14 protein-coding genes and 1 pseudogene are annotated in these 23596 nt (G+C 70.4%); 10 read left to right on the top strand and 5 right to left on the bottom strand.

Translation table 11 applies throughout. The features are described from left to right. Window positions 1-29: 29 nt before the first annotated feature. A complete protein-coding gene (locus J2S44_RS14080) occupies window positions 30-443 on the top strand; it encodes a CBS domain-containing protein (protein ID WP_310413166.1) in 414 nt (137 codons plus the stop codon). On the opposite strand, the gene J2S44_RS14075 is transcribed toward J2S44_RS14080, so the two are convergent. Then, window positions 402-2210, bottom strand: a complete 1809-nt coding sequence (locus tag J2S44_RS14075) for a sensor histidine kinase (RefSeq protein ID WP_310413163.1) — start codon at window positions 2208-2210, stop codon at window positions 402-404. The two genes, J2S44_RS14080 and J2S44_RS14075, sit on opposite strands and share 42 nt — an antisense overlap. Next, window positions 2207-2887 carry a response regulator gene (locus J2S44_RS14070; RefSeq protein ID WP_310413161.1) on the bottom strand — a complete coding sequence of 227 codons (681 nt, stop codon included), beginning with the start codon at window positions 2885-2887 and terminating at the stop codon, window positions 2207-2209. The genes J2S44_RS14075 and J2S44_RS14070 overlap by 4 nt, the downstream gene beginning before the upstream one ends. Window positions 2888-2995: 108 nt before the next feature. On the opposite strand from J2S44_RS14070, the gene J2S44_RS14065 reads away from it, so the two are divergent. The 5 genes from J2S44_RS14065 (at window position 2996) to J2S44_RS14045 (ending at window position 7746) form a co-directional block, all read left to right on the top strand. Then, window positions 2996-4201 carry an efflux RND transporter periplasmic adaptor subunit gene (locus tag J2S44_RS14065; protein WP_310413158.1) on the top strand — a complete coding sequence of 402 codons (1206 nt, stop codon included), beginning with the start codon at window positions 2996-2998 and terminating at the stop codon, window positions 4199-4201. After that, entirely contained in the window at window positions 4198-4911 is a 714-nt protein-coding gene (locus J2S44_RS14060) for an ABC transporter ATP-binding protein (protein WP_310413156.1), read from the top strand. The genes J2S44_RS14065 and J2S44_RS14060 overlap by 4 nt, the downstream gene beginning before the upstream one ends. Further along, window positions 4908-6119 carry an ABC transporter permease gene (locus tag J2S44_RS14055; protein ID WP_310413153.1) on the top strand — a complete coding sequence of 404 codons (1212 nt, stop codon included), beginning with the start codon at window positions 4908-4910 and terminating at the stop codon, window positions 6117-6119. The genes J2S44_RS14060 and J2S44_RS14055 overlap by 4 nt, the downstream gene beginning before the upstream one ends. Before the next feature lie 13 nt (window positions 6120-6132). Beyond that, entirely contained in the window at window positions 6133-6714 is a 582-nt protein-coding gene (locus tag J2S44_RS14050) for a hypothetical protein (protein WP_310413150.1), read from the top strand. Window positions 6715-6843: 129 nt separating this feature from the next. Beyond that, complete coding sequence (locus J2S44_RS14045; protein WP_310413147.1) at window positions 6844-7746, top strand: CPBP family intramembrane glutamic endopeptidase; 903 nt, start codon at window positions 6844-6846, stop codon at window positions 7744-7746. A 42-nt stretch (window positions 7747-7788) separates the two neighbouring features. On the opposite strand, the gene J2S44_RS14040 is transcribed toward J2S44_RS14045, so the two are convergent. Further along, complete coding sequence (locus tag J2S44_RS14040) at window positions 7789-9174, bottom strand: serine hydrolase (RefSeq protein WP_310413144.1); 1386 nt, start codon at window positions 9172-9174, stop codon at window positions 7789-7791. A gap of 103 nt (window positions 9175-9277) precedes the next feature. Then, window positions 9278-10228 carry a non-homologous end-joining DNA ligase gene (ligD, locus tag J2S44_RS14035; protein WP_310413141.1) on the bottom strand — a complete coding sequence of 317 codons (951 nt, stop codon included), beginning with the start codon at window positions 10226-10228 and terminating at the stop codon, window positions 9278-9280. A gap of 205 nt (window positions 10229-10433) precedes the next feature. On the opposite strand from ligD, the gene J2S44_RS14030 reads away from it, so the two are divergent. Continuing rightward, the gene (locus tag J2S44_RS14030; protein ID WP_310413138.1) at window positions 10434-10781 is read left to right on the top strand and encodes an MmcQ/YjbR family DNA-binding protein; all 348 of its coding nucleotides are present in this window, start codon (window positions 10434-10436) and stop codon (window positions 10779-10781) included. An 82-nt stretch (window positions 10782-10863) separates the two neighbouring features. Here the strand turns inward: J2S44_RS14030 and J2S44_RS14025 are convergent, their stop codons facing one another. Further along, window positions 10864-13965: a DNRLRE domain-containing protein gene (locus J2S44_RS14025; protein ID WP_310413136.1), complete on the bottom strand. Its 3102-nt coding sequence runs from the start codon at window positions 13963-13965 to the stop codon at window positions 10864-10866. Between the two features lie 356 nt (window positions 13966-14321). Between J2S44_RS14025 and J2S44_RS14020 the strand changes: the two genes are divergently transcribed. From J2S44_RS14020 to J2S44_RS14010, 3 genes and pseudogenes are all read left to right on the top strand, one after another. After that, window positions 14322-22004 (top strand): ricin-type beta-trefoil lectin domain protein, encoded by a 7683-nt coding sequence (locus J2S44_RS14020; protein WP_374727840.1) that lies wholly within the window; start codon window positions 14322-14324, stop codon window positions 22002-22004. After that, a complete protein-coding gene (locus J2S44_RS14015) occupies window positions 22001-22510 on the top strand; it encodes a hypothetical protein (RefSeq protein WP_310413133.1) in 510 nt (169 codons plus the stop codon). Before J2S44_RS14020 ends, J2S44_RS14015 begins: the two co-directional genes overlap by 4 nt. A gap of 112 nt (window positions 22511-22622) precedes the next feature. Then, window positions 22623-23525 (top strand): annotated as a pseudogene (locus J2S44_RS14010) (IS5 family transposase). The last annotated feature ends 71 nt before the right edge of the window (window positions 23526-23596 follow it).

Genomic DNA, 23596 nt, shown 5'->3' with positions numbered 1-23596 from the left:
ACGCGTCCGGACCCGGGTATACGCGGGGCGTGAAGGTACGAGACGTGATGACGGCCAACCCGATCACCGTACGGGCGGACGAGCCGCTGAGCACGGCCGCGCGGCGCATGCGGGACGGCGACGTCGGCGCGGTGATCGTGGTGGACGGCACCGAGGTGCGCGGCGTGGTGACGGACCGGGACATCGCGGTCCGCGCGGTCGCCGAGGACCTGGACCCGCGCACGCTGCCGACCGGGGAACTGGCCGGCCCCGACGTGATCGCCACGTCCGCCGAGGACGACGCGGCGACCGCGGTCGAGTTGATGCGCACGCACTCCGTGCGCCGGCTGCCGGTGATGGACGGCGAGCAGGTGGTCGGCATGGTCACGCTCGGCGATCTGGCGGTGGCCCGGGACCAGGACTCAGCCCTGGCCGACATCAGCTCCGTCGCCCCCAACAACTGAGGCGCCGGGCAGCACGACGGTGAACGTGGCGCCGTGGCCGGGAACGCTGGCCACGGTGACGTCACCGCCGTGCGCGCGGGCCAGCTGACGGGCGATCGGCAGGCCGAGACCGGAGCCGCCGGTGGCACGGGTGCGGGACGTGTCCGCGCGCCAGAACCGGTCGAAGACGCGGGGCAGGTCCGCCGCCGCGATGCCGGGCCCGGTGTCGGTCACCGAGATGACCAGGCGGCCGGGGCGTGTCCCCAGCCGGACCGTGACCGTCCCGCCGGCCGGCGTGTGCCGGATCGCGTTGGAGACCAGGTTGCCGACGATCTGGCGCAGCCGGACCGGGTCCACCTGCACCTCCGGGTCGTGCCGCCCCGCGTCCAGCGTCACCGCGCCCAGGCCCCGGTGCGCCTCGACCAGCTGCTCGAGGAGGTCCCGGACGTACGTCGGTTCCGGGTGCACGCGCAGGCTGCCGGCCTCGAGCGCGGCGATGTCGCGCAGGTCGTCGACCACGTGGTGGAGCAGGACCGACTCCTCGACCAGCAGGTCCAGCACCTCCTGATCGACCTCGACCGCGCCGTCCCGGGCGGTCTCCAGCCAGGTGCGGATGTTCGTCAGCGGCGTGCGCAACTCGTGCGCGATGTCGTTGACCATCGCGTTGCGCTGCTGCTCCAGCGCCTGCCGCCGCGCGGACAGGTCGTTGAACGCGGCGGCCAGGTAGCCGATCTCGTCGCGGGTGGTGACCGGCACCGGCTCCTGCCGGTCCGCGGGCCGGCGAGCCGCCTCGGTCAGCGCGCGCAGCGGCCGGACCAGCCGGCGGCCGGCCACCACCGTGACGGCCAGCGTGAGCAGCAGGATGAGTGCGGCCGTGCCGGCGATGCGCAGCGTGTTCGCGGTGGAGAGGGTGACCGGGCCGGTCTGCGGCGCGGCCGGGCCGGTGACGAACAGCAGCGCGGGCGGAGCCACGTACGGGCGCAGCTGGTCGCGGCGGGCCTCCTCGACGCATTCGCGCACCCGCCGGTCCCGGTCGGCGTCCGGCGGCGCGTCGTCGTACCGGGGCGCGAAGTCCGGGGTGATCGTGAAGCGGACCTCCGTGCTGAGCCACCGCTCCACGCAGACCGTGGTCAGCGCGGTCAGGTCGCGCAGCGGCTGCCGTTCCGACTCCACCGGTTCGGCCAGCGCGGCGGGGTCGCACGGCGTGATCGGCGGCGGCTCGCCGGTGACCTCGCGCAGCACCGGACGGCCGCTGGGCAGCTCGACCACCTCGGCCAGCACGGTGGCCCGGCGCAGGCACGCGACCTGGATGTCGGCGTATCGGCGCAGCCGGTCCCGTTCCGCGTCGGTCAGCCGGTACGGGCCGACCGCGCGCGGGTCGATCCGCCCACCGGTGACCCGGACGCCGCGGTCCAGCCGGAGCGGGTCGACGGTGGCGGTGGGCACGTCGGACGCGGCCACCGCGTCCGGCGCGTCCGGTGCCGACGCCGCGATCAGCGCCCGGTCCGGGGTGGTCAGCGCGATCCGGGTGCCGGTCAGTTCGGCCTGCCGCCGGATCAGCGCGTCCACGCCGGCCCAGCTGTCGTGGCCGGCCGCGTACGCGACGACCGCGTCGTAGACGTCGGTGTCCGAGGCGAGCGTGCGGCTCCGCTCCTGGGTGACGGCCCGCGTGGTGAGCTGCACGGTCAGCCACGCGGTCGCCGCGACCGCGCACACCGCGATCAGCATCGACGTGGCCAGCAACCGGACCAGCAGGCTCCGGTGCGGCGGGACCGCGCGGCCGGTCACGCGCCCGCCAGCCGGTAGCCGACGCCGTAGACGGTCAGCAGCAGCGCGGGCCGGCGCGGATTCGGCTCGATCTTGCGCCGGAGGTTGGACATGTGCGTGTCGATCGTGCGCTCGGTGGAGTCCCGGCCGTACCCGTTCGTCCGTTCCAGCAGCTGGGCCCGGGTGAAGACGCGTTCCGGATGCTCCACCAGCGTGGCCAGGATCGCGAACTCGTCCGGCGTGCAGCCGACCACCCGGCCGTCCACCGTCACCTCCCGCCGGGTCAGGTCGATCGCGACCGGCCCGGCCCGCAGCACGTCCCGGTGGTCGGCGGGGTCGGCGCGCCGCAGCAGCGTCCGGATCCGGGCGAGCAGCTCACGCGGCCGGTACGGCTTGGTCAGGTAGTCGTCCGCGCCCCGGTCGAGCCCGGCCAGCAGGTCGTCCTCGCTGGTGCGCGCGGTCAGCATCAGCACCGGCACGGCCGACTCACGCCGGATCACCGCGCACAGGTCGAGCCCGTCCAGCTCCGGCATCATCACGTCGAGCAGCAGCAGGTCCGGGCGGAGCCGGCGGGCCCGGTCCAGCGCGGTCCGGCCGTCGTGCGTGACCGTGGTGCGGTATCCGGCCGACTCGAGATAGCGCCGCAGGATCTCCGCGTGCTTCGGGTCGTCCTCGGCGATCAGCACATGTGCGGGCACGCCGCCGACTATAGGTTCACGGCGGCGGATATCCGCAGCCCGCAGGCATTTCCCACACCGGCCGCGATCCTCACAACTTCCTGAAAAGGCCTCGGCATCATCGTCGCCATGCCTGAGGAGGACAACCGCCGGCGGCGGCGGGGTCGCGTCGCGGCCGGCCTGGCCGTGGCCGTGGCCGTACCGGCGATCATCGTGACCGCGCTGGTCTGGACGCGCGACGTGGACGCCGCCGCCGAGGAGCCGGCCGAGACGATCAGCGTGGGTACGGTGCCGGTCGCGCGCACCGACCTGTCGACCAACCGCACGCTGACCGGCACGCTCGGCTACGGCACGCCGCGCGCGGTCCGGGCCGTCCGGGAGGGCGTGATCACCGGGTTGCCGGCGAGCGGAGCGACGATCGACCGGGGACAGTCGCTGTACCAGGTCAACGACGAGCCGGTCCCGCTGTTCATCGGCGCGCCGCCGCTCTACCGCACGATCAGCGGGACGAACATGACCGGCCGTGACGTCGCGATGGTCGCGAAGAACCTCGGTGCGCTCGGGTACGCGATCGGCGACCAGCCGGACGCCGGTCAGCAGGTCAAGCAGACGTACACCGAGGAGCCGGACCCGGCCCCGGACCCGGCGCCGTCGGGCACGCCGCCGCCGGGCACGCCGGTCACCCGGACCGCGTGGGTGACCGTCCGGGACGGCGAGGGCGTGCTGACCGCCGCGCTCAGCGCCGCGATCACGCGATGGCAACGGGACGTCGGCCTGCCGGCCGACGGCGTGATCGAAGCCGGTGACCTGGCCGTGCTGCCCGGCGCGGTCCGGGTCGACTCGCTCGCCGTGCAGGTCGGCGACCCGGCCACCGGCGACCTGATGTCCGTCACCCAGACCACGAAGGTGATCACCGTGCAGGCGCCGGTCACCGACGCCGACGCGCTGAAACCCGGCGGCACGGTCACGCTGCGCATGCCGGACGGCACCGAGACGCCCGGCGAGATCGGCGAGACCGCCACGGTCGCGCAGACGCCGGACGGCGCACCGCCGGGCACGGCGCAGCAGGTCAGCGTCACGATCACGATGAGCGACCCGAAGGCGGCCGGCCGGCTCGACGGCGGCACCGTGGAGGTGCGGGTCGAGGGCGAGACCAGGGCGGACGTGCTGGCCGTGCCGGTCACCGCGCTGCTCGCGCTGCGTGAGGGCGGGTACGCGATCCAGCTCCCCGACGGCCGGCTGATCGCGGTCGCGACCGGCATGTTCTCCGGCGGCATGGTCGAGGTCAGCGGCGACGGCGTGACCGAGGGCCTCGCGGTGGTGACGGCGTCATGACCCGCGTGCTCTCCGTCCGCGACGCCGGCCGGGTCTACCCCGGCGGGGTCACCGCGCTCGACCGGGTCTCGCTGGACATCGACGCCGGCGAACTGTGCGCGATCGTCGGGCCGTCCGGCTCCGGCAAGTCGACGCTGCTCAGCATCATGGGCACGCTGGACCGCCCGACGTCCGGCACGGTCGAACTGGCCGGCCACGACGTCGCCACGCTCTCCGACCGGCGGCTGTCCGCGCTGCGCGGCCGCTGGCTCGGGTTCGTGTTCCAGCAGTTCCACCTGACGGACGGGCTGACCGCGGTGGAGAACGTGGCGACCGGCCTGCTCTACGCGGGCGTGCCCCGGCGGAAGCGGCGCGGGATGGCGCTGGCCGCGCTGGACCGGGTCGGCCTCGGCCACCGGACCACGCACCGCCCGCACCAGCTCTCCGGCGGCGAGAAGCAGCGGGTCGCGATCGCCCGCGCGATCGTCAACGAGCCCGCGCTGCTGCTGGCCGACGAGCCGACCGGCGCGCTGGACACCGCGAACGGCACGGCCGTGCTGCACCTGTTCCACCGGCTGCACGCGGAGGGCGCGACGATCGCGCTGATCACGCACGACCGGGACATCGCGGCCCGGCTGCCGCGGCGGATCGAGGTCCGGGACGGCCGCATCGTCAGCGACAGCGGCGGCGGCGACCGCACCCGGGGGATCGCGCGGGTACCGGCCCGATGAACGACGTGAAGGACGTGAAACCGGTCCGGCTCGCGCTCGCCGACGTGCTGTCGCTCGGCACCGTCGGGCTGCGCACCCGCCGCATGCGCGCGGTCCTGTCCGCGCTCGGCATCGCGGTCGGCATCGCCACCATGGTCGCGGTCACCGCGATCCCGGAGTCGAACGAGCGCGCGCTGATGGACGAACTGGCCGCGCTCGGCCCGAACCTGCTGCAGGTGAACGCGGCCGACAACCCGGAGCAGGACTTCGGGCTGCCGGCCGAGTCGATCGAGATGGTTCGCCGGATCGGGCCGGTGACCAGCGTGACCGCGGTCGCGAACACGCACGCGGTGGTACGCCGCTCCGACCTCACCGACCCGCGCGACGGCTCCGGCCTGTCCGTGCTCGCCGCCCGTCCCGACCTGCTCGGCACGCTCGAGGCCGGCCTGCACTCCGGGCACTTCCTGGACCGGGCCGGCGGCGAGTTCCCCACGGTGGTGCTCGGGTCGGTGGCCGCGTCCCGGCTCGGCATCCCGTCCGTACCGTCGCATGCGCCGCCGCCCCAAATCATGATCGACAAGAGCTGGTTCGCGGTGGTCGGCGTCCTGGCCACCACGCCGCTGTCCCCGGAGATCGACCGGTCGGTGCTGGTCGGCTGGGAGGCGGCCCGGGCCGAACTGGGCTTCGACGGCCGGCCGACCGTGCTCTACCTGCGGGCCCGCGAGGCCGCGATCGAGTCGGTGCGCGCGGTGCTGCCCGCGACCGTGCACCCGGCCGAACCGAGCCGGGTGCGGGTCACGCTGCCGTCCGACGCGCTGTTCGCCAAGCGCGCCACCGAGCAGACGTTCTCCGTGCTCTTCGTCGGCCTGGCCGCGGTCGCGCTGCTGGTCGGCGGCATCGGCGTGGCCAACACCATGGTCATCTCGGTGCTGGAACGCCGCTCCGAGATCGGCCTGCGCCGCGCGCTCGGCGCGAACCGCGGTCAGATCCGCATCCAGTTCCTGACCGAGTCGGTGGTGCTGTCCGCGCTCGGCGGCACGGCCGGCACCGCGCTCGGCATCGCCGGCAGCGCCGCCTACGCGACCTACCACGACCTGCCGGTGGTGATCCCCGCGCTCGCGGTCGCCGGCTCGCTCGGCGGCGCGGTCGTGGTCGGCGTGATCGCCGGCGTCTACCCCTCGATCCGCGCGGCCCGGCTCGCGCCGACCGTCGCGCTCGCCTCCGCCTGAAAGGATCCCTGACATGAACCGACTGCGTGCCGGCCTCACCGGCATCGCGCTCGTCGCGCTGCTGGCCGCCTGCGGCGGTGAACCCCCGGCCGACGGCACGACGGACCAGGTCGTCACGCTCGACACGGCGACCCCCGGCACCGGCGCCACCCCTGCCGCCACCGCCTCGCCGGAACGCCCGCTGCTGCGCCCGGACACCTCGGACGCGGAGGAGGAGCGGCTCTACGACGTGTGGTTCGACTGCCTGGAGAAGAACGGGGGCCGCGGCCGCGGGCCGAAGGAGGCCCCGGACGGCGCCACCGGCGGATCCGATTCCGGGCCCGCCGTGGCGGTCCCCGCCGACCCCGAGGCGGAGGAGCAGGACAGGGCCGCGGAGAAGGCCTGCGAGAACCTGGAGCCGGAGGCGCCCTGGCAGCGGGCCAAGCGCCTCGACCCGGAGTACGCGGACAAGCTACGCGACTGGATCACCTGCATCCGCTCGCACGGCATCGACGCCTGGGAGAGCGACGGCTTCGTGACGTTCGAGAGCCTGCCGCCGGAGGACAAGATGGTGCTCGTCGGCGAGTGCGAGACGAAGGCGTTCAGCGTCTCCTGACGCCGGCCCGGCCGACCCGGGGTACAGCCTGCTGTACCCCGGTCGACCAGGCTCCTTCAATGATCTTCGACGCCCGATCCGGTGGACTGGAACCCGTAAGCGACACGGTGCACGTCCTGATCGGAGACCATGGTGGACACGCTGCGCACGCTCGTCCGGCGCTTCCCGGTGCTGAGCTTCTTCACGCTCGCGTTCGGGCTCAGCTGGCTCTGCTGGATGCCGTACGTCCTGTCGGACCGCGGGCTCGGCCTGGTGCCGGACATCCACATCCCGGGCGGGCTGGTCGGCGGCCAGCTGATCGGCGTGCTGCCCGGCGCGTACCTCGGCCCGCTGGGTGCCGCGTTCATCGTCACCGCGCTCGCCGAGGGCCGGACCGGGCTGCGGCACTGGGCACACCGGCTGACCCACTGGCGGGTCGGGTGGCGCTGGTTCTTCGCGGTGCTGCTGCTCGTGCCGGCCGCGATCCTGCTCGCCCCGCTCGCGCTGCCGAAGACCTGGGGCACGCTCACCATGCCGAGCCTGATCGTCCTGGCCGCGTACGTCCCGGTGCTGATCGGCCAGATCATCACCACCGCCGCGGCCGAGGAGCCCGGCTGGCGTGACTTCGCGCTGCCCCGGCTGCAGGAACGCTTCGGCCCGGTCCTCGGCACCACGATCCTGGGCGTGCTGTGGGGCGCCTGGCACCTGCCGCTGTTCCTCACCGAATGGGGCGGCCCGGACAAGCCGTGGTGGCTGCCGGTCATCTTCGTCGCCGGCTGCGTCCCGCTGAGCCTGGTGATGACCTGGGTCTTCAACCGCACCGGCCAGAGCGTCCCGCTGATCATGCTGCTGCACGCCGGCATCAACAGCACCTACTCACTGATCTGGCCCGAGGTCTTCCCGACCCTGGAATCCGCCGACACCATGTGGGGCCAGCTGATCGCCTCCACCACCGCCGCCCTCATCCTCATCCTCGCCACCCGCGGCCGCCTCGGCCTCCAGGCCCCCGCCCGGACCGCCCCCGCTCCCGCACCCGCTCCCGCGCACCTCTGAACCGAAAAGGGCCCGGCCACGGCCGGGCCCTTTCGCGTGCGGTCAGCGGCGGCGGGACTCGTAGCGGTCGATGATGGCGCCGAGCTGGGCGAACTTCTCGGTGTACTGGACCGGGACAGTACCCGCCGGCGTCGGCGGGCGGTGCGGGTCGACGTACTGGTCACCGAGGTTGGAGAAGACCGAGATGATGTAGTGGCGGCCGTCCTCGCCGGGCAGCGAGTGCACGATGCCGGAGTCGGCGCCGCTGTTCGGCACCCAGCCGGTCTTGTGCGCGAACGACACCTCGGCTGCCCGGTTGCACGGCCGCACGTCCTCGCCGAACGCGTCCGTCCCGAGCGTCACGGTGCCGTCCGCGGCGATCCACCGCGGCGCCACCCGGTGCGGGATGCCGGCCGCCGGGTAGTCACGGCCGCAGAAGTTCGGCGTGGACAGCATCCAGTTGTAGCCCTGCTGACGCAGCGTGGACAGGAAGAACTCGCGGGACGCGCGGCTCAGCTCGTTCTTCGTGACGCGGTGGCCGTTCGGCGCGGTCCACAGCGTGCCCGGGCCGCCGTTCACGATCGCCAGCAGCTTCGCGGTGTCCAGCGACGTCATGGTGACCTCGTTGGTCCACCGGCCGCCGTTCGACGGGCGCGTGTTGCGCAGCCGCAGCGTCTCCAGGCCCAGGTCCTGGAACGTCTGGTTCAGCGCGTCGACCGCGTCGTGGTCCCAGAGGAACTTGATCAGCGCGCACGCGGCCTCGTTCGACGACAACGTGATCATGCGGTCGAGAAAACCACGCAGCGTGTCGTCGAAGTCCGGGCCGCACAGCGTGCTCGGCTCGGTGGGCCGGTACCGGTAGGTGTCGTCCAGCCCGGCGGCACCCCGGTCGACCAGGCGCAACACGCCGAACGCGACCATCAGCTTCAGCACCGACGCCGGGTACGGCGACATGAAGTCCAGCGACGCGTCCTCCCGGCCGGGCACGATGTCGACCGTGCCGCGCGCCTCGTTCGCGTACCAGCCCGCGTCGTCCCACTCCCGCCACCGTACGTCCGTGGTGTGCAGGTTCCGGTCCACGTCCACGACCACGCCGTCCGGGTACTGCGGGCTCATCAGCACGGTCGCGGACCCGGTGATCCGGCCGGCCGCGTCCAGCTCCAGCACGGTCGCGTCGATCTGCGGCTGCTGCACGATCGGCGCGAAGACGGGCGCACGCCGTACCGTCGCCAGCTCCTTGTCCGTCGTCACCACCGCGGCCCGCGCCGCCGCGGTGGTCGGCGGCGCCGTGTCCAGAACCTCCTCGAAAGCCAAGCCGTCGAGGGTACGCCGAAGGAAGTCGTCCAGCGGCGTGTGCCGGGCACCGGCCGCCGCCGGGGCGACGAGCACGCCGGCGGTGACGGTCAGCGCCGCGGTGAGGCCGGTCAGCAGGTGTCTCAGGGTTCGCAAGATTCAACTCCGTCGTTCAGAGGTCCCCGTTGGTTGCCGCCGACATTGTCCAATGCGGAGGGCCCGGCCGGGTGTCATCCGGCCGGGCCCTTCGCGAAGACGATCAGGCCTCGGGAACGTCCAGACCGTCCCGCTCCGCCCACTCCAGCAGCGTGTCCAGCGAGAACGCCGTGTCGTCGATGTCCGCGTGCAGGTCGCCGCGGGTCGCGAACCGCTCCGGCACGGTCCGGACCGTGAAGTCACGCGGATCCAGGTCCGGGATCTCCGCCCAGTCCACCGGCGCGGACACGGTCGCCTCCGGCACCCCACGCACCGAGTACGCGCTGGCGATCGTGTGGTCCCGCGCGTTCTGGTTGTAGTCGACGAACAGCGCGGCCGGGTCCCGGTCCCGCCGCCACCAGGTGGTCGTCACGTCGTCCGGCGCGCGCCGCTCCACCTCCCGCGCGAACGCGAGCGCGGCCCGCCGCACGTCCGTGAACCCCCAGCGCGGCGCGATCCGCACGTACACGTGCAGCCCTCGCCCGCCGGACGTCTTCGGATAACCGGTGATGCCCAGCTCGTCCAGCACCTCGTGGGCGACCGCCGCCACCCGCCGCACCCGGTCGAACGGGCAGTCCGGCATCGGGTCCAGGTCGATGCGCCACTCGTCCGGCTTCTCCGTGTCCGCCCGCCTCGAGTTCCACGGATGGAACTCGACCGTCGACATCTGCACCGCCCACAGCACGTCCGCGGTCTTCGTCACGCACAGCTCGTCCGCGTGCCGCTTGTACCGCGGGAACGACACCCGCACCGTCTCCAGCCACGGCGGCGCCCCGTGCGGCACCCGCTTCTGGTGCACCTTCTCCCCGGCCAGCCCGGCCGGGAACCGGTGCAGCATGCAGGGCCGCTCCCGCAGCGCCCGCACGATCCCGTCACCGACCGCCAGGTAGTAGTGCACCAGATCCAGCTTGGTCAGCCCGAGCACCGGAAAATACACCCGGTCCGGGTTGGAGACACGCACCTCATACCCGCCGGCCTCCACCACGACCGCCGGCCCCTTGCTGCTGGCCGCCATGCCCCCGAATCTAGCGAAGGACCGTCCCGCCGGGATGCCGATCGAACGATAATCGGGTCGCCGGGGCCGGAGACCTCATCGATCGATGCGCCGCCGACGCCGATCATTCACATTGCCCGGTGCGGTCCGTGGGTGGTGACGTCCGGGGCGGGCATCGGACGGTACGGTCGCCGAGTGCGAAGTGTGTGTGACCGAAGAGAGCATCATGGCTGACGCCGGCGACGTGCGGCGGATCGCGCTCTCCCTGCCCGGCACCGTCGAGATCGACAGCGACGGCTTCGACTTCCGGGTCGCCGGCAAGGGTTTCGTCTGGTCCTACCCGGAACGCCTGCCCGGCAAGCCCCGCCGCATCCGCACCGACGTGGCCGTCCTCTACGTCGGCGACGAGGCGGAGAAACAGGCCCTCCTCCTCGGCGAGCCCACCCGGTTCTTCACCGCCCCCGGCTACGCCGATCTGCCACTGGTCATGCTGCGCCTCCCCGAGGTCGACACCGCGCGCCTCACCGAGCTCATCACCGACGCCCACCACATGCGCGCCGACCCCCAGCCCTGACGGCCGGGAACATCCGCACCGCGGCGGACCGGCCGGCGGCCCGGAGGCGGTGCGGGGTCCTCGCGAGCCCCGCACCGAGCCGTCAGCCGAACGCCTTGAACTGCCGCCAGTCCGCGACGATGACGTCGCCGACCGGGTTGCCGAGCGCGGTTCTGGTCGGGTGGTAGAGCTGCAGGTATCCGGTGCTGGCGCTGCGTACCCACAGGTCCGGGATCTTGTCGCCGTTGGTGTCCGGGACGCTGATCATGGCGGTGGCCTCGGTGAAGCCGGTGCCGACGGAGACGTCGCCGGAGCGGGAGCCGGCGGCCTTGGCGATCGACTCGAGCGTGACGCTGCCGGCTGCGGCGCCGGGCTTGCCGTGCCGCAGCGAGACGACGCCGCTGCTCAGGTCGCGCCAGAGCAGGTCCGGCGTGCCGTCGAGGTCCATGTCCGCGACGGTGAGGATCTCGCGGCGGTCCCAGCCGGCGGTGTCCAGCTCGACGGCCTGCTGGAAGCTGCCGCCGGTGTAGCCGGTCAGCGCCCAGAACGAGGTGCCGGCGCGCAGGAACAGGTCGGGGTGCCGGTCACCGGTGACGTCGCCGACCGCCTTGATCTGGGTCCAGGTCGACGGGGCCGGCGCGTTCGCCGGGAGCAGGACCCGGAGGCGCCGGTCGACGTCGAAGCTGCCGTACCCGTCGCCCGGATAGATCCAGAAACCGCCGTCCGGGGTACGGGCGAACAGGTCCGTGATGCCGTCACCGGGGTAGACGTCCGAGTGTTTGGTGATCAGCGCGGCCTTGCCGGAGTTCCAGTCGTACCAGTGGCCCTCCGGGTTCGCGGTCTTGTCCTTCGTGTACGAGGCGGCCAGTGACTGGTCGAGCTCGCCGTTGACGTCACCCGGGTAGGTGCGCAGGTGCGCGTTGTGGTTGATCGCGACCAGGTCCGGCAGCCCGTCACCGGTCACGTCGCCGGGGCCGTCCGCGGACGACTTCGGCGTGACGTAGAACGTGTAGACGGTCGCCTCACTGCGGTTGCCGACCGGGTCGTAGGAGCGGACCACGAGCGTGGTCGGCCCCGCGTGCCGCGGCTTGATGTCCGGGACGGTCACGGTCCCGTTGGCCGCGGCGACCGTGACCGGGTTGATGCTGTCCAGCGCGTAGCTGAACGAGGCCGCACCGGCCGCGGTGAAGGTGAACCGGCCGCCGGTGCCGAACGGTACCTTTGACCAGGTGGAGCCGTCGTCGGTCGCGGCCGGGAAGTCGTCGCTGGCCACGGTCGGGGCTGACGGTGCGCTGGCGTCGACCAGGAGCCGGCAGGTCGGGGTGAACGCGGAGACCGCACCCATGTGGTCCTCGCCGCGCACGTCCCAGGAGTAGTTGGTCTTGTCCTCCAGCTGGGTGCTGGGGACGGTCACCGAGACCTTGCCGTTCGTGGGCGTGGTGACGACCGTGCCGGCCGGCAGGGCGCCACCGGTCTTCCAGAAGCGGAACCGCAGATTCTTGAGGTTGCCGTCCGCGTCGTTGCCGACCGCGCTGAGCACCAGGTTCGTCTTCGCCACGATCGTCGGCTTGGCCGTGTCGGTGACGCAGCCGCCGCCGGGTGTGGCCACCAGGTTGGTGGGCACGCTGGGCGTGCGGTTCCAGACCGCGCTCAGGACCGCGGTGTTGGCCTGGAAGAGTCGCCAGGTCTGGGTGTCGGCCTCGTTGTTGGCGCGCATGCCGAGCGTGAGGTTGGGCCAGTACTTGTCGGAGGCCTGCTGGACCGCGTTCTTGACGCTGAACTGCACGTAGTTGTCGGCGCAGCCGCTGCCGTATCCGTTGGCGAACCACACCGTCTGCTGATGGGTCAGCCAGCTCGGTTGCTTGTTCCAGGTGGTGGTGTTGTCGATTCCGCCGGTGGCCCACATCTCGATCGGGCGGGTCAGGCAGCTCCAGGAGTGCGTGTTGAGCACCTTGAACGTGGCGGAGTCGATCGTCGCCCCGTGCATGCTGGTGTTGAAGCCCATCCGCCAGAACGCGCGCCCGGTGTTCCCCTGCTCCTGCTCGTACCCGACGCGGGTCAGCGACGTCGTACCGCCGGCGAAGTTCGTACCGTTCATGAAGACCTGGTTGGGGTTCTTCTTGTACGCGAAGGTCCAGGCCTGTTGCCCGGAGGTGAGCGTCGGGTCGACGAACACCGGATAGGTCGCGTCGCCGGTGAGCAGGCCGGTGGAGTCCGCGTCGAGGTGGACGCGCGCGGTGCGGGTGCCGTCGCCGTCCAGCCGCAGCGGCATGATCGCCTGACGCGCGCTCGGCTCGATGTAGCCCAGCCCGGACAGGGCCAGCACGTCGGCCGGGGTGGCGGTGGAGGTACGCAGCGGCTCGCCCGGAGCCAGCGTGTTGGTGCCGGAGGAGTCCCAGGCGTACGGCGTGGGGATCGAGGAGATCTCCGCGCCGCTCGGGTCGCGCACGACGACGCCACCGGTCTCCGCCTGGCGGTGGAACGTCGCGGTCTCCGAGTAGAGCCCGAAGTCGGGGTGCCGCACCCGGTCCAGCGTGGCCGCCTGCGCTGTCTTGACGATCAGTACCTGCCCGAAGCCGCCCTCGGGCCGGGCGACCATCAGCAGGTCGACGCCCGGCAGCACCTCGGAGTAGAGCGCACGGTTGCCGTCGACGACGGGCGACGGCAGCGCGTCGGGCCAGGTGTAGGAGACCGTGTGCACCCCGAAGTCCGCCTCGGCCAGCACCGACGTGACGCCGGTGCCGCCGCCGGTGCCGCCGCCGGTGCCGCCGCCGGTGCCGCCGGTCGCCGCGCCGCTGTCGCCCCCGTAGAACCGCACCGGCGCGACCGGGTTGGCCGGGCGCAGCGTGCCGGTGCTGTCGTCGCGGACCAGCGTGGTGTCGATCGGGGCCCACTGGCCGGCCGCGTTCCTGGCCCGCTGCGGGACCGGGTGGACCTCGGTGCGCATCCGCCCGTCGGGCCGGGCCCAGGTCTGCTCGTGCGCGTTCGTCGCGGTCTCGACCAGGACTTCCTGGCCGGTGGCGACCGCCTGGGCGCGCGCGTCGGCTTCGGTGCGCGGCCCGGCGGCGACCGGCGTCGCCGGCGACGGGTCGTCGCGCAGCACCCAGATCGGGAGCAGGCCGGCGATCAGCGCGGTGACCAGCAAACCCGCTGTGCACGCCAACCGGGTACGCGTGCGCACGAACGGGCTGAGGAAGCGATGCACGGTCTACTCCCGAGGGCCAGGCGTCGAAAACGCGCATACGATCGCACGCTGGATCATGCGGGCGGGTGTTATCAAGCTGTTATGCAAAACATGAATCACCGATAGTGATGGCCGCCTCATCGTCGTCTGACCGATTTACTGTCCGAGATGTCTGCCCTGGGGAGAAAAATGTGTTTCACGGGGAAGCGGCTGATCGTCATAGTTGATTGGTAATAGTGCCGTGGCCCGGATCACGCTCAAGATCATCAAGTCACTCCATGTGATCTTGAGTCGACATGCAACGTCGCGCATAGTGCCCGAGCGCGCGCCATCAGTGGCGTGTCCCTTGTGGTGCCTACCGGCGGGAGTCGACACCAATGCGTTCCACGGGTCTTTGGCGGCGTCGCGCCCGCACCCTTCTCATCGGCGTGCTGACCACCACGCTGGTCGTCACCGGCACGGCCTCGCAGGGCCTGGCCCTCCCGCCGGACAACCCGGTGCGCGGCCAGAGCACGGTCGAGCTGCCGGAGCTGCCGGAGATCAAACCGCTCGCCGAGAACGAAGAGGCGCGGAAAGACCTCACCACCAAGCCCGAGAACGAGATCGAGCCGTACGCGCCCAAGGCGGTCACGCCGTGGCGGGCCGGTGCCGGTGAGGTCGACCTGACCGGGGTCGAGGCCGGCGAGTCGTTGCCGATCGCCGGCACGCCCGTCTCGGTCGGTGTGCCGGAGGGCGGCGACCCGGCCGCCCTGGCCGGGCTGTGGAAGGTCGACCTGGCCGCGCCGGAGACGTCACAGACCGCCGGCGTACCCGGTCTGATCATGAAGGTCACGCCGCCCGCCGCCGCGGACCCGGCCGCGTCGGTCGCGCTGACCGTCGACTACACCACCTTCGCCGACCTGTACGGACCGCAGGCCGCCGACCGGTTCGGCATGATGCTGCTGCCCGACTGCGTCTACGACGCACCGACCACCGGCGAGTGCGCGCCCAGCACCGAGGACCCCGCCCCGGCGGTGCCGAGCGACGTCGAGGTGATCCCGCCCCCGGCGAACGCGCGCAGCGCCGCCGGCGAGCGTCGTGTGGTCACCGGTGCCGTGCCGCTGTCCGGGCTGCTCGACGGCGCGCCCGCCGCCGCGAACGCCCGTGCCGCCGCCGCGTCGTCCGGTGTCGTCGGCGCGCTGGACACCGGCGCCTCCTCCTCCGGCGACTTCACCGCCACGCCGCTGCTCTCCTCCGGCTCCTGGGCCGCCGGTCAGTCCTCGGGCGCGTTCACCTACTCGTACCAGGTGCACGTGCCGGAGACCGCCGGTGGCCTGAACCCGAAGGTCGCGCTCGGCTACTCGTCGCAGACCGTGGACGGCCGCACGTCCGCCACGAACAACCAGTCGTCCTGGATCGGTGACGGCTGGGACTACAGCGCCGGCTCGATCACCCGCACGTACACCAGCTGCGCGCAGGACTCCAAGACGGCCGGCGCGAACAACAAGAACCACCGCTCCGGCGACATGTGCTGGGGCTCCAACAACGCGACGCTCTCGCTCGGTGGCTCGACCACGGAGCTGGTCTGGGACGACAACAAGTGGACCACCGCGAACGGCGACGGCTCCGTCATCACCCAGGTCAAGGACGACAAGAGCGGCAACGGGGCCTGGAAGGGCGAGTACTGGGTCGTCACCACGCGGGACGGCACCAGGTACCACTTCGGCATGAACCGGCTGCCCGGCTGGGCCGCCGGGAAGCCGGAGACCAACTCCGTGCTCAACGTCCCCGTGTTCGGCAACCACTCGAACGAGGACTGCTACCAGCTCAAGTTCGCCGACTCGCACTGCTATCAGGGCTGGCGCTGGTCGCTCGACTACGTCGAGGACGTGCACGGCAACGCGATGAGCTTCTGGTGGGAGAAGGAGGGCGGCTACTACGCCCGGAACTTCGGCTGGAACAAGCCGGTCGCCTACGACCGCGGCGGCTACCTCACCCGCATCGACTACGGCCAGCGCCGCGACTCGCTCTTCTCCGCGTCCGCGCCGGCCAGCGTGGCCTTCACCGTGGCCGAGCGCTGCTTCGACGAGGACGGCCTGACCTGCACCGACGCGAACTTCGCGTCGAAGGACCCGGGCAAGTACCGCATCTGGTACGACACGCCCGCCGACCTCAACTGTGTGGCCGGTAAGCAGTGCTGGAACGCGAACCCGTCGTTCTACTCGCGCAAGCGCCTCGACAAGATCACCACCTCCGCCCAGCGGTACGAGCACAGCACCGCCCGGCAGACCGTCGACGAGTACCAGCTGCGGCAGTCCTTCCCGGTCCTGAAGACCGGCCCGAACACCGCGCTGTGGCTGGAGTCGATCCTGCGCACCGGCTACGACCGGGCCGGTGCCGCAGGTCAGAAGATCACGCTGAACCCGGTCCGGTTCGAGTCCAACCCGGAGGACATGCCGAACCGGGTCAAGGACGACAGCCGCCCCAGCTTCTCCCGGCTGCGCATCGCCCGCGTGATCAACGAGTACGGCGGCGAGACCGTCGTGTCGTACAAGGCACCGGCGGGGGACTGCGCCACCGGGCAGAACCTGCCGCGCAAGGACCAGACCGCGCTGCTGAAGAGCAACGACCGGCTCTGCTACCCGACCTACTGGCACCCGGACCCGGCCGTCGAGGACATCGACTGGTTCCACAAGTACGTCGTCGAGTCCGTGGAGGAGTTGCCGAACGTCTCCGGCGCGCACGGCACGAAGACCGCGTACGAGTACGACGGCGCGGCCTGGCGCCTGGCCGACGCCGAATTCTCCAAGAAGTCCACCCGGACGTACTCGCAGTTCGCCGGGTTCGCCAGGACCACCGTGCTGTCCGGCGTCGACGACCCGGCCATCGGCAGCCGCCGCACCAAGGCCGTCACCCGCTACTTCCAGGGCCTCGGCGACGACCGCTCGGTCAAGGACAGCGCGGGCGTCGAGATCGCCAAGGACCGGGAGCCGTTCGCCGGCCGGGTCGCGGAGGAGCTGACCTACTCGTCGGCCACCGCCGCGGACGGCGACTGGCTGACCCGCTCCGTCACGTACCCGGAGGCCACGGAACTCGCCCGGCGCAACCGGGCCGACGAGGTCAGCCCGCTGATCGCGTGGCGGATCACCGAGCCACGGCAGAAGTCGTGGGCCCGCTCCTCCGGCAACGGCGACGACAAGCGCACGATCCGCGAGGTCGAAACCAGGACCACCTTCGAGGGTACGTACGGGCTGCCGACGCAGATCGAATCGCTCGGCGACACCGGCAGGTCCGGCGACGAGTCGTGCACCAGGACGACCTACTACCACCAGACCAGCCGCAACCTGATCGGCCTGACCCAGGAGATGCTGGCCAGCCCGACGCTGTGCGAGGACGCGACGTGGACCGACCTGAAGTCCCTGGCCGGTGGCGGACGCACCGCCTATGACGGCAAGGCGTTCGGGATCGCGCCGGCGAACGACTCGCGTGGCCTCGTCACCGAGACGCTCTCGCTGAAGGCGGACGGGACCGGCTTCCAGTCCGCCGGCACCACCGAATTCGACGCGATCGGCCGGGTGGTCGCCACCACGGACGTGGACGGCAAGAAGTCCACGATGACGTACCGGCCGGCGACCGGCCAGGCCTTCTGGATCACCACGAAGAACTCGCTCGGCCACGAGCAGACCCAGGAGGTCGAGCCCGGCCGCGCGGTCACGCTCAAGACCACCGACCTGAACAAGCACGTCAGCGAGGCCCGCTTCGACGCGCTCGGCCGGCTGATCGAGGCGTGGTCGCCGGGACGCACACCGACCGCGACGACGCTGCCGGACTTCAAGGCCGTCTACACCACCCCGGCCGGATCGCCACCGTACGTCACGACGTACACGCGCGGGCACGAGAACAAGACCCAGGTGTCGGTCACGCTGTACGACGGCCTCGGCCGGGAGCGGCAGTCGCAGGAGGAGGCGGTCGGCGGCGGCCGGCTGATCACCGACACGCTGTACAACAGCTCCGGCGAGGTGTGGCAGTCCAACAACGCGTACTTCGCCACCGGTAAGCCGGAGGGTTCGCTGTTCACGCCGCTCGCGGACACGGCGATCCCGAACATGACGCGCTACACGTACGACGGCATGGGTCGTGTCCTTGAGGAACTGCCGGTCCTGAACGGTTCGGCGAAGCCGGAGCGGGCCACCCGCTACGAGTACGGCCTCGACCACTCGACCGTGATCAACCCGGCCGGTTCCAGCTCCTACCGGATCTGGTCCGACGCGAACGGGCGCACCACCCGGATCGACACGTTCACGGACGCGGCGCGGACGACGTTCACGAGCATGCGGTACGAGTTCGACACGCGCGGCCAGATGGTCAAGGCACTCCACTCGGAGGACCCGACGCGGCCGTGGTCGTGGGGCTTCGACCAGCGCGGCCGCATGATCACCTCGTCGGACCCGGACGCGGGCACGTCGACGACCACGTACGACCACCGCGATCGTCCGGTGACCACGACGAACGCGCGTGGGGTGAAGACGTGGACCGGGTACGACGAGCTGTCCCGGCCGATCGAGCAGCGACTCGGCTCGGCCACCGGTCAGCTGCTGGCCGGCTACACGTATGACAGCGCGCCGGGTGGTGTCGGTCTGCCGGCGTCGGTGACGCGGTACACGAACAACGAGGCGTACACGCAGACGGTCGGCGGCTACACCAACGACTACCAGCCGACGTCGACGACGCTGACGTTGCCGCAGTCGGTGGCGGACACGTGGGGTTTCAAGACCTCGTACACGTACTCGTACACCTACACGGACACGGGTCTGCCGGAGTCGTCGGTGCTGCCCGCGGTCGGCAGCCTGCCGTCGGAGAAGCTGCTGGTCCGGTACTCCAACGACGGCCTGCCGCTGTCGGTGTCCGGCCAGGACTGGTACGGGACAGAAACCGTCTACTCGCCGTACGGGCAGGTGGTCCGGTCGACGCTGGGCTCGCAGCCGTACCGTGTCTGGGCTTTGGCGGATTATGACGAGGCCAGCGGTGAGCTGAAGCGCAGTCAGGTCTTCCGGGAGCAGACCGGCAACAAGCTGCTGGTGTCCGGGAACCTGGTGTCGCAGCGTGACTACGCGTACGACGCGGCCGGGAACATCACCGACATCCAGGAGCGCAGCACCGGCATCGAGGAGCGGCAGTGCTTCACGTATGACGCGCGTGGCCAGCTGACGAAGGCGTGGACGTCGAAGAACGTGATGACGTGCGGCTCCGGCCCGGTCACCACGGACGGCACGGTGCTGGCCGGTGCGGGCGTCGACAAGACCGGTTACTGGCAGGAGTACACCTACGACCTGCTCGGCAACCGTACGAAGCTGGTCGAGAAGGACCTGACCGGCGACACCGCCAAGGACGCGACCACGACCTACTCCTACGGCGGTGCCGGTGGTGCGCAGCCGCGGACGTTGACGAAAGTCGGCAAGAAGTTCACGACGCCGGCCGGCGCGCAGGTGACGGCGGAGGCGACGCGGCTTTATGAGCTGACCGGTGAGACGAAGTCGGTCACGTCGATCCAGAACGGCGACAAGCAGGAGCTGTCCTGGACCTACGACGGCCAGATCGAGTCGATCACCGGCCAGGGCGGGACGGGCAAGACCGAATACGTGGGTCAGGCCGGTAAGTGCCTGGACCTGAAGTCGGGTGTGCCGGCGGCGGGTGTGCCGCTGCAGTCCACCGCGTGTAACGGCAGCCTGGCGCAGAAGTTCACGTTCACCCCGGTCCCGGGTCAGTCGAATCCGAATCTGGGCACGCTGTCGATCTTCCAGGACTGGTGTGTCGTCCCGGCCGGTTCGGCTGCGGGTTCCGCGGTGCAGGTGCAGAGGTGCGACGGTACCGCCGTGCAGCAGGTGGCCCGGAATGCTTCGGGTCAGCTGATCCACCAGCCGTCCGGTCTGTGTATCGCGGTGCAGAACACGTCGGGTGCGAATGGCACTCCGGTTGTGCTGGCGACGTGTGGCACGGGTGGTGAGCAGAAGTGGGAGCCGCAGAACCAGACCCGTCACATCTACGGCCCCGGCGGCTCGCGCCTGATCACCGTTCAGGGCCGTCAGGCGACGCTGATGCTGGGCGAGACGACGCTGACGGTGCAGACCGGTGGTGTGCAGGTCTCCGCGCAGCGCAACTATGCCGCCCCTGGTGGTGGGGTGATGCGCTACACCAACGCATCCGGTTCCGGCATGGTCGCCGTTGCTTCCGATCCGCAGGGCACGCCGTCTGCTGAGGTCGCGCTGGCGGACGGGATGGAGACCCGGATCCGTAAGCAGGACCCGTTCGGTAACCAGCGCGGCGTGGCGACGCTGGGTTCGAAGATGGAGACGAAGGCCGGCTACCTCGGCGCGACTCCGGATGACGCTTCGGGTTACGTGCCGCTGGGTGCGCGTCTGTATGACCCGGTGGCAGGCCGGTTCCTGTCCGCGGACCCGCTGCTGGACCTGGCGGACCCGGTACAGAACAACGGCTACTCCTACGCCCACAACAACCCGATGACCCTCTCCGACCCCTCCGGTCTGTCGGTGTCGTTGTCGGCGTCGGAGATGGACGCCGCGTACAAGGGTGCGGGTCTGTCGACGGCGCAGGTGGCGCAGGCGCAGGCGGCGATGAACTCGTCGCTGGTGTCGGTGATCCTGGGCGCGGCGTGGAACATCCTGGCCGAGTTCCTGGGCATCAACGACGCGATCAACTGCTTCGGCGGCGACATGTGGGCGTGCGGCAGCCTGATCATCGGTGCTGTCCCGTGGGGCAAGATCGCCAAGATCCCGAAGATCGCCAAGGCCATCGACCTGACGATCTCCGCCGTCCGCGCGTGGCAGACCGCCCGCAAAATTGCCGAACGGGTCATGGCAGCGGCCAAGGCCGCCGAGGCAGCGTTCATCGCGGCTAAGAAGCTTGCTGCGGAGAAGGCGAAGAAGGCCGCCCAGGCCGCGGCGAAGAAGGCTGCTGATCTGGCGAAGACCACCAGCGCCAAGGCCGCCGACATGACCAAAAAGACCGGCAACCCCGCACAGAAGAGCTCCCAAGCAAAAGCCAACCCAACCAGTTCTTCCGCCGCCGGCAACGGCGGCGGTGGGAACAAACCGGCGGCGCCGGCATCCAAGGGCGACAACGCCAGCGGCGGCGGTCGCAGCGACGGCGGCAGCAGCGGCGGGGGCGGGAGCTGTCCGACGTCCGGCAACAGCTTCGTTCCGGGCACCCGGGTCCTCATGGCGGACGGCACCACCAAGCCGATCGAGGACGTCAAGACCGGCGACATCGTCCAGGCCACCGAAGCCGAGACCGGCGAGACCGAGCCCAAGACGGTAACTGCGACGATCACCGGCCACGGCATCAAGCACCTGGTCAAGGTCGTCATCGACACCGACGGCGAGCACGGCACCGAAACGGCAGTGATCACCGCAACCGACGGCCACCCCTTCTGGGTACCCGAACTCGGCCAATGGCTGGACGCCACCGACCTGCAGCCTGGCCAATGGCTCCACACAAGCGCCGGCACCTGGATTCAGATCACCGCCGTCGACCGCTGGACCACCCCCTCCACAACGGTCCACAACCTCACCGTCAGCGACATCCACACGTACTATGTGCTCGCCGACAACGAACCGGTACTCGTACATAACAACAACTGTGGCGGCGAGCCTGTCGAGGTAACGGTCAGTTGGCAGCCTGGAATGCCAAAGGCTGAATTCAACCGCAAAGCTGCTGAGCTGCAAGCCCTTAGTGATGCCGGCAAGCTGTTCAAGGCCCCCAATCCTGTTAGTCGTGACCCGTCTGTGACAGGAAAATACAAAGCTGATCTCATTCGGCGTGTCTACGATCAGTACGGGGCAACCAATCGCGGATTCGCCGATGCCTTAAAGAGTCGGATTCTTACCCGTATGGACCCGGATCATGTGTGGGAACTTCAGCTTGGTGGACCCGATGCTTCCGGCAACTTGCGTATGCTCGACAGGTTCACCAACCAGCAGATCGGTATGCGGCAGATCTGGCCGCAAATCCGGGGCCTGCCTGACTACACTCCCATCAAAATTATCATTGAAGGGCCATCATGATCTCACCGGAAGTCGTCGCCGTCGTGGAGGCCATCCGTGCAGCTCTGCCATCGGAGCGGGAGTGGTCGATGATGAACTCCATGCCGGCGCCATCCATGGCGACATCGACGGTCGTCGATGCACCGCCGACCTACATCGAATTCCTTGAAGTGGCGGATGGATTCATCTGCGGACCGGCTGTGCTTTTTGACTCACAAACTGTGACTGGGATGCAATTCTATACCGAACCGCCCGAGGGGTCCGCAATTCCGCTGAATCGGGAAGACTGGTATTGTGTTGGAGTTATCAGCGACGAACCATGGTTCATTAAGCGTGCGGACGGAAGCGTTTGGACCTTCCCGGATGCCGGTGTGACGTGGTGGATGAGCGATCGATTTGAGCAGGTAGATACCAGCCTTGAAAACTTCTTTTTAAATGAAGTGTGTGGACCCTCATATCTGAGGCTTACGGGCGCGTTGAGAGGCGACCAATGGTGGCAGTTACTGGGCAGCCTTGGCCGCCTCTAGGGCGTTTTTCAGAAGTCGGTGTGGTCAAGTCGCGGCGTGGCGGTGGTCGATAAAGGGCGAGGTCTCCGGTAGTTGGTTCAGCGACCAAGCAGAACTTCATACCGGAGACCTCGTGGCCACCTTATCGTTGACGAGCCGGCACGATCTGACCGACGTGCAGTGGCAGCGGCTGGCGCCGCTGCTGCCTGCCGCGCCGACGCGGGGCCGGCCGCTGAAATGGGAGATACGGCAGCTCATCGACGATGCGGTGGCGGATCCGGGTCGGCTCGCCGTGGCGTGACGTACCCGCCGAATATGCGCCGTGGCAGACGATCTACGGGCTGTTCCGCCGGTGGCAGCGGGACGGGACCTAGGACAAGATCCTGTCCGCGTTGCAGACCGACGCCGACGCGGCCGGCCGTATCGACTGGGACGTCAGCATCGACTCGACGACCAGCCGCGCTCACCAGCATGCTGCTGGTGCCCGCCGAGATGGGCAGTCACAGAAGGAACCACCCGGCGGCGTGCACACCGAACCAGACGACCATGCATTCGGCAGGTCGAGGGGCGGGCTGACCACGAAGACACATCTGGCTGCGAGCAGGGCCAGAAAGTCATGGCGGCGGTCGTGACCGCAGGCCGGCGCGGTGACAGCCCGCAGTTCATCCCGGTCCTGGAAAAGATCCGCGTCGCCCGCCCCACGGCCGGGCGGCCACGGACCGGCCCGGACCGGGTCCTGGCCGACAACGCCTACACCCTGGAAGCGAACCGGGAACACCTGCGCCGGCGCGGGATCAAGGCCTGCATCCGGTCCAAGAAAGATCAGGACGCCCACCGCAAGGCCAAAGGATCCGAGGGCGGCCGCCCACCTGGCTTCGATCCGGTCCTCTACCGGCAGCGCCACGCCGTCGAACGTGGCATCAACCGCCTCAAACGCCACCGCGGCGTCGCCACCCGCTACGACTGTGAGGATGATCAGGTGCCACCCGGTGCCCTGGGGCCTGACCCGCGTTACGACTGGCCTTCGGTGCCTTGAGTTTGATCTGTCGGCCCTCGGGTCCCGGGTGGTGCCTGCCGCCGCCGGACCGGCAGGGCGTGTCCCGATAG

Source organism: Catenuloplanes niger (assembly GCF_031458255.1).
In the GTDB taxonomy this organism is placed as follows: Bacteria; Actinomycetota; Actinomycetes; order Mycobacteriales; family Micromonosporaceae; genus Catenuloplanes; species Catenuloplanes niger.
Note: the sequence above shows the minus strand (reverse complement) of the source record. Positions and strands in the feature narration are given on the sequence as shown.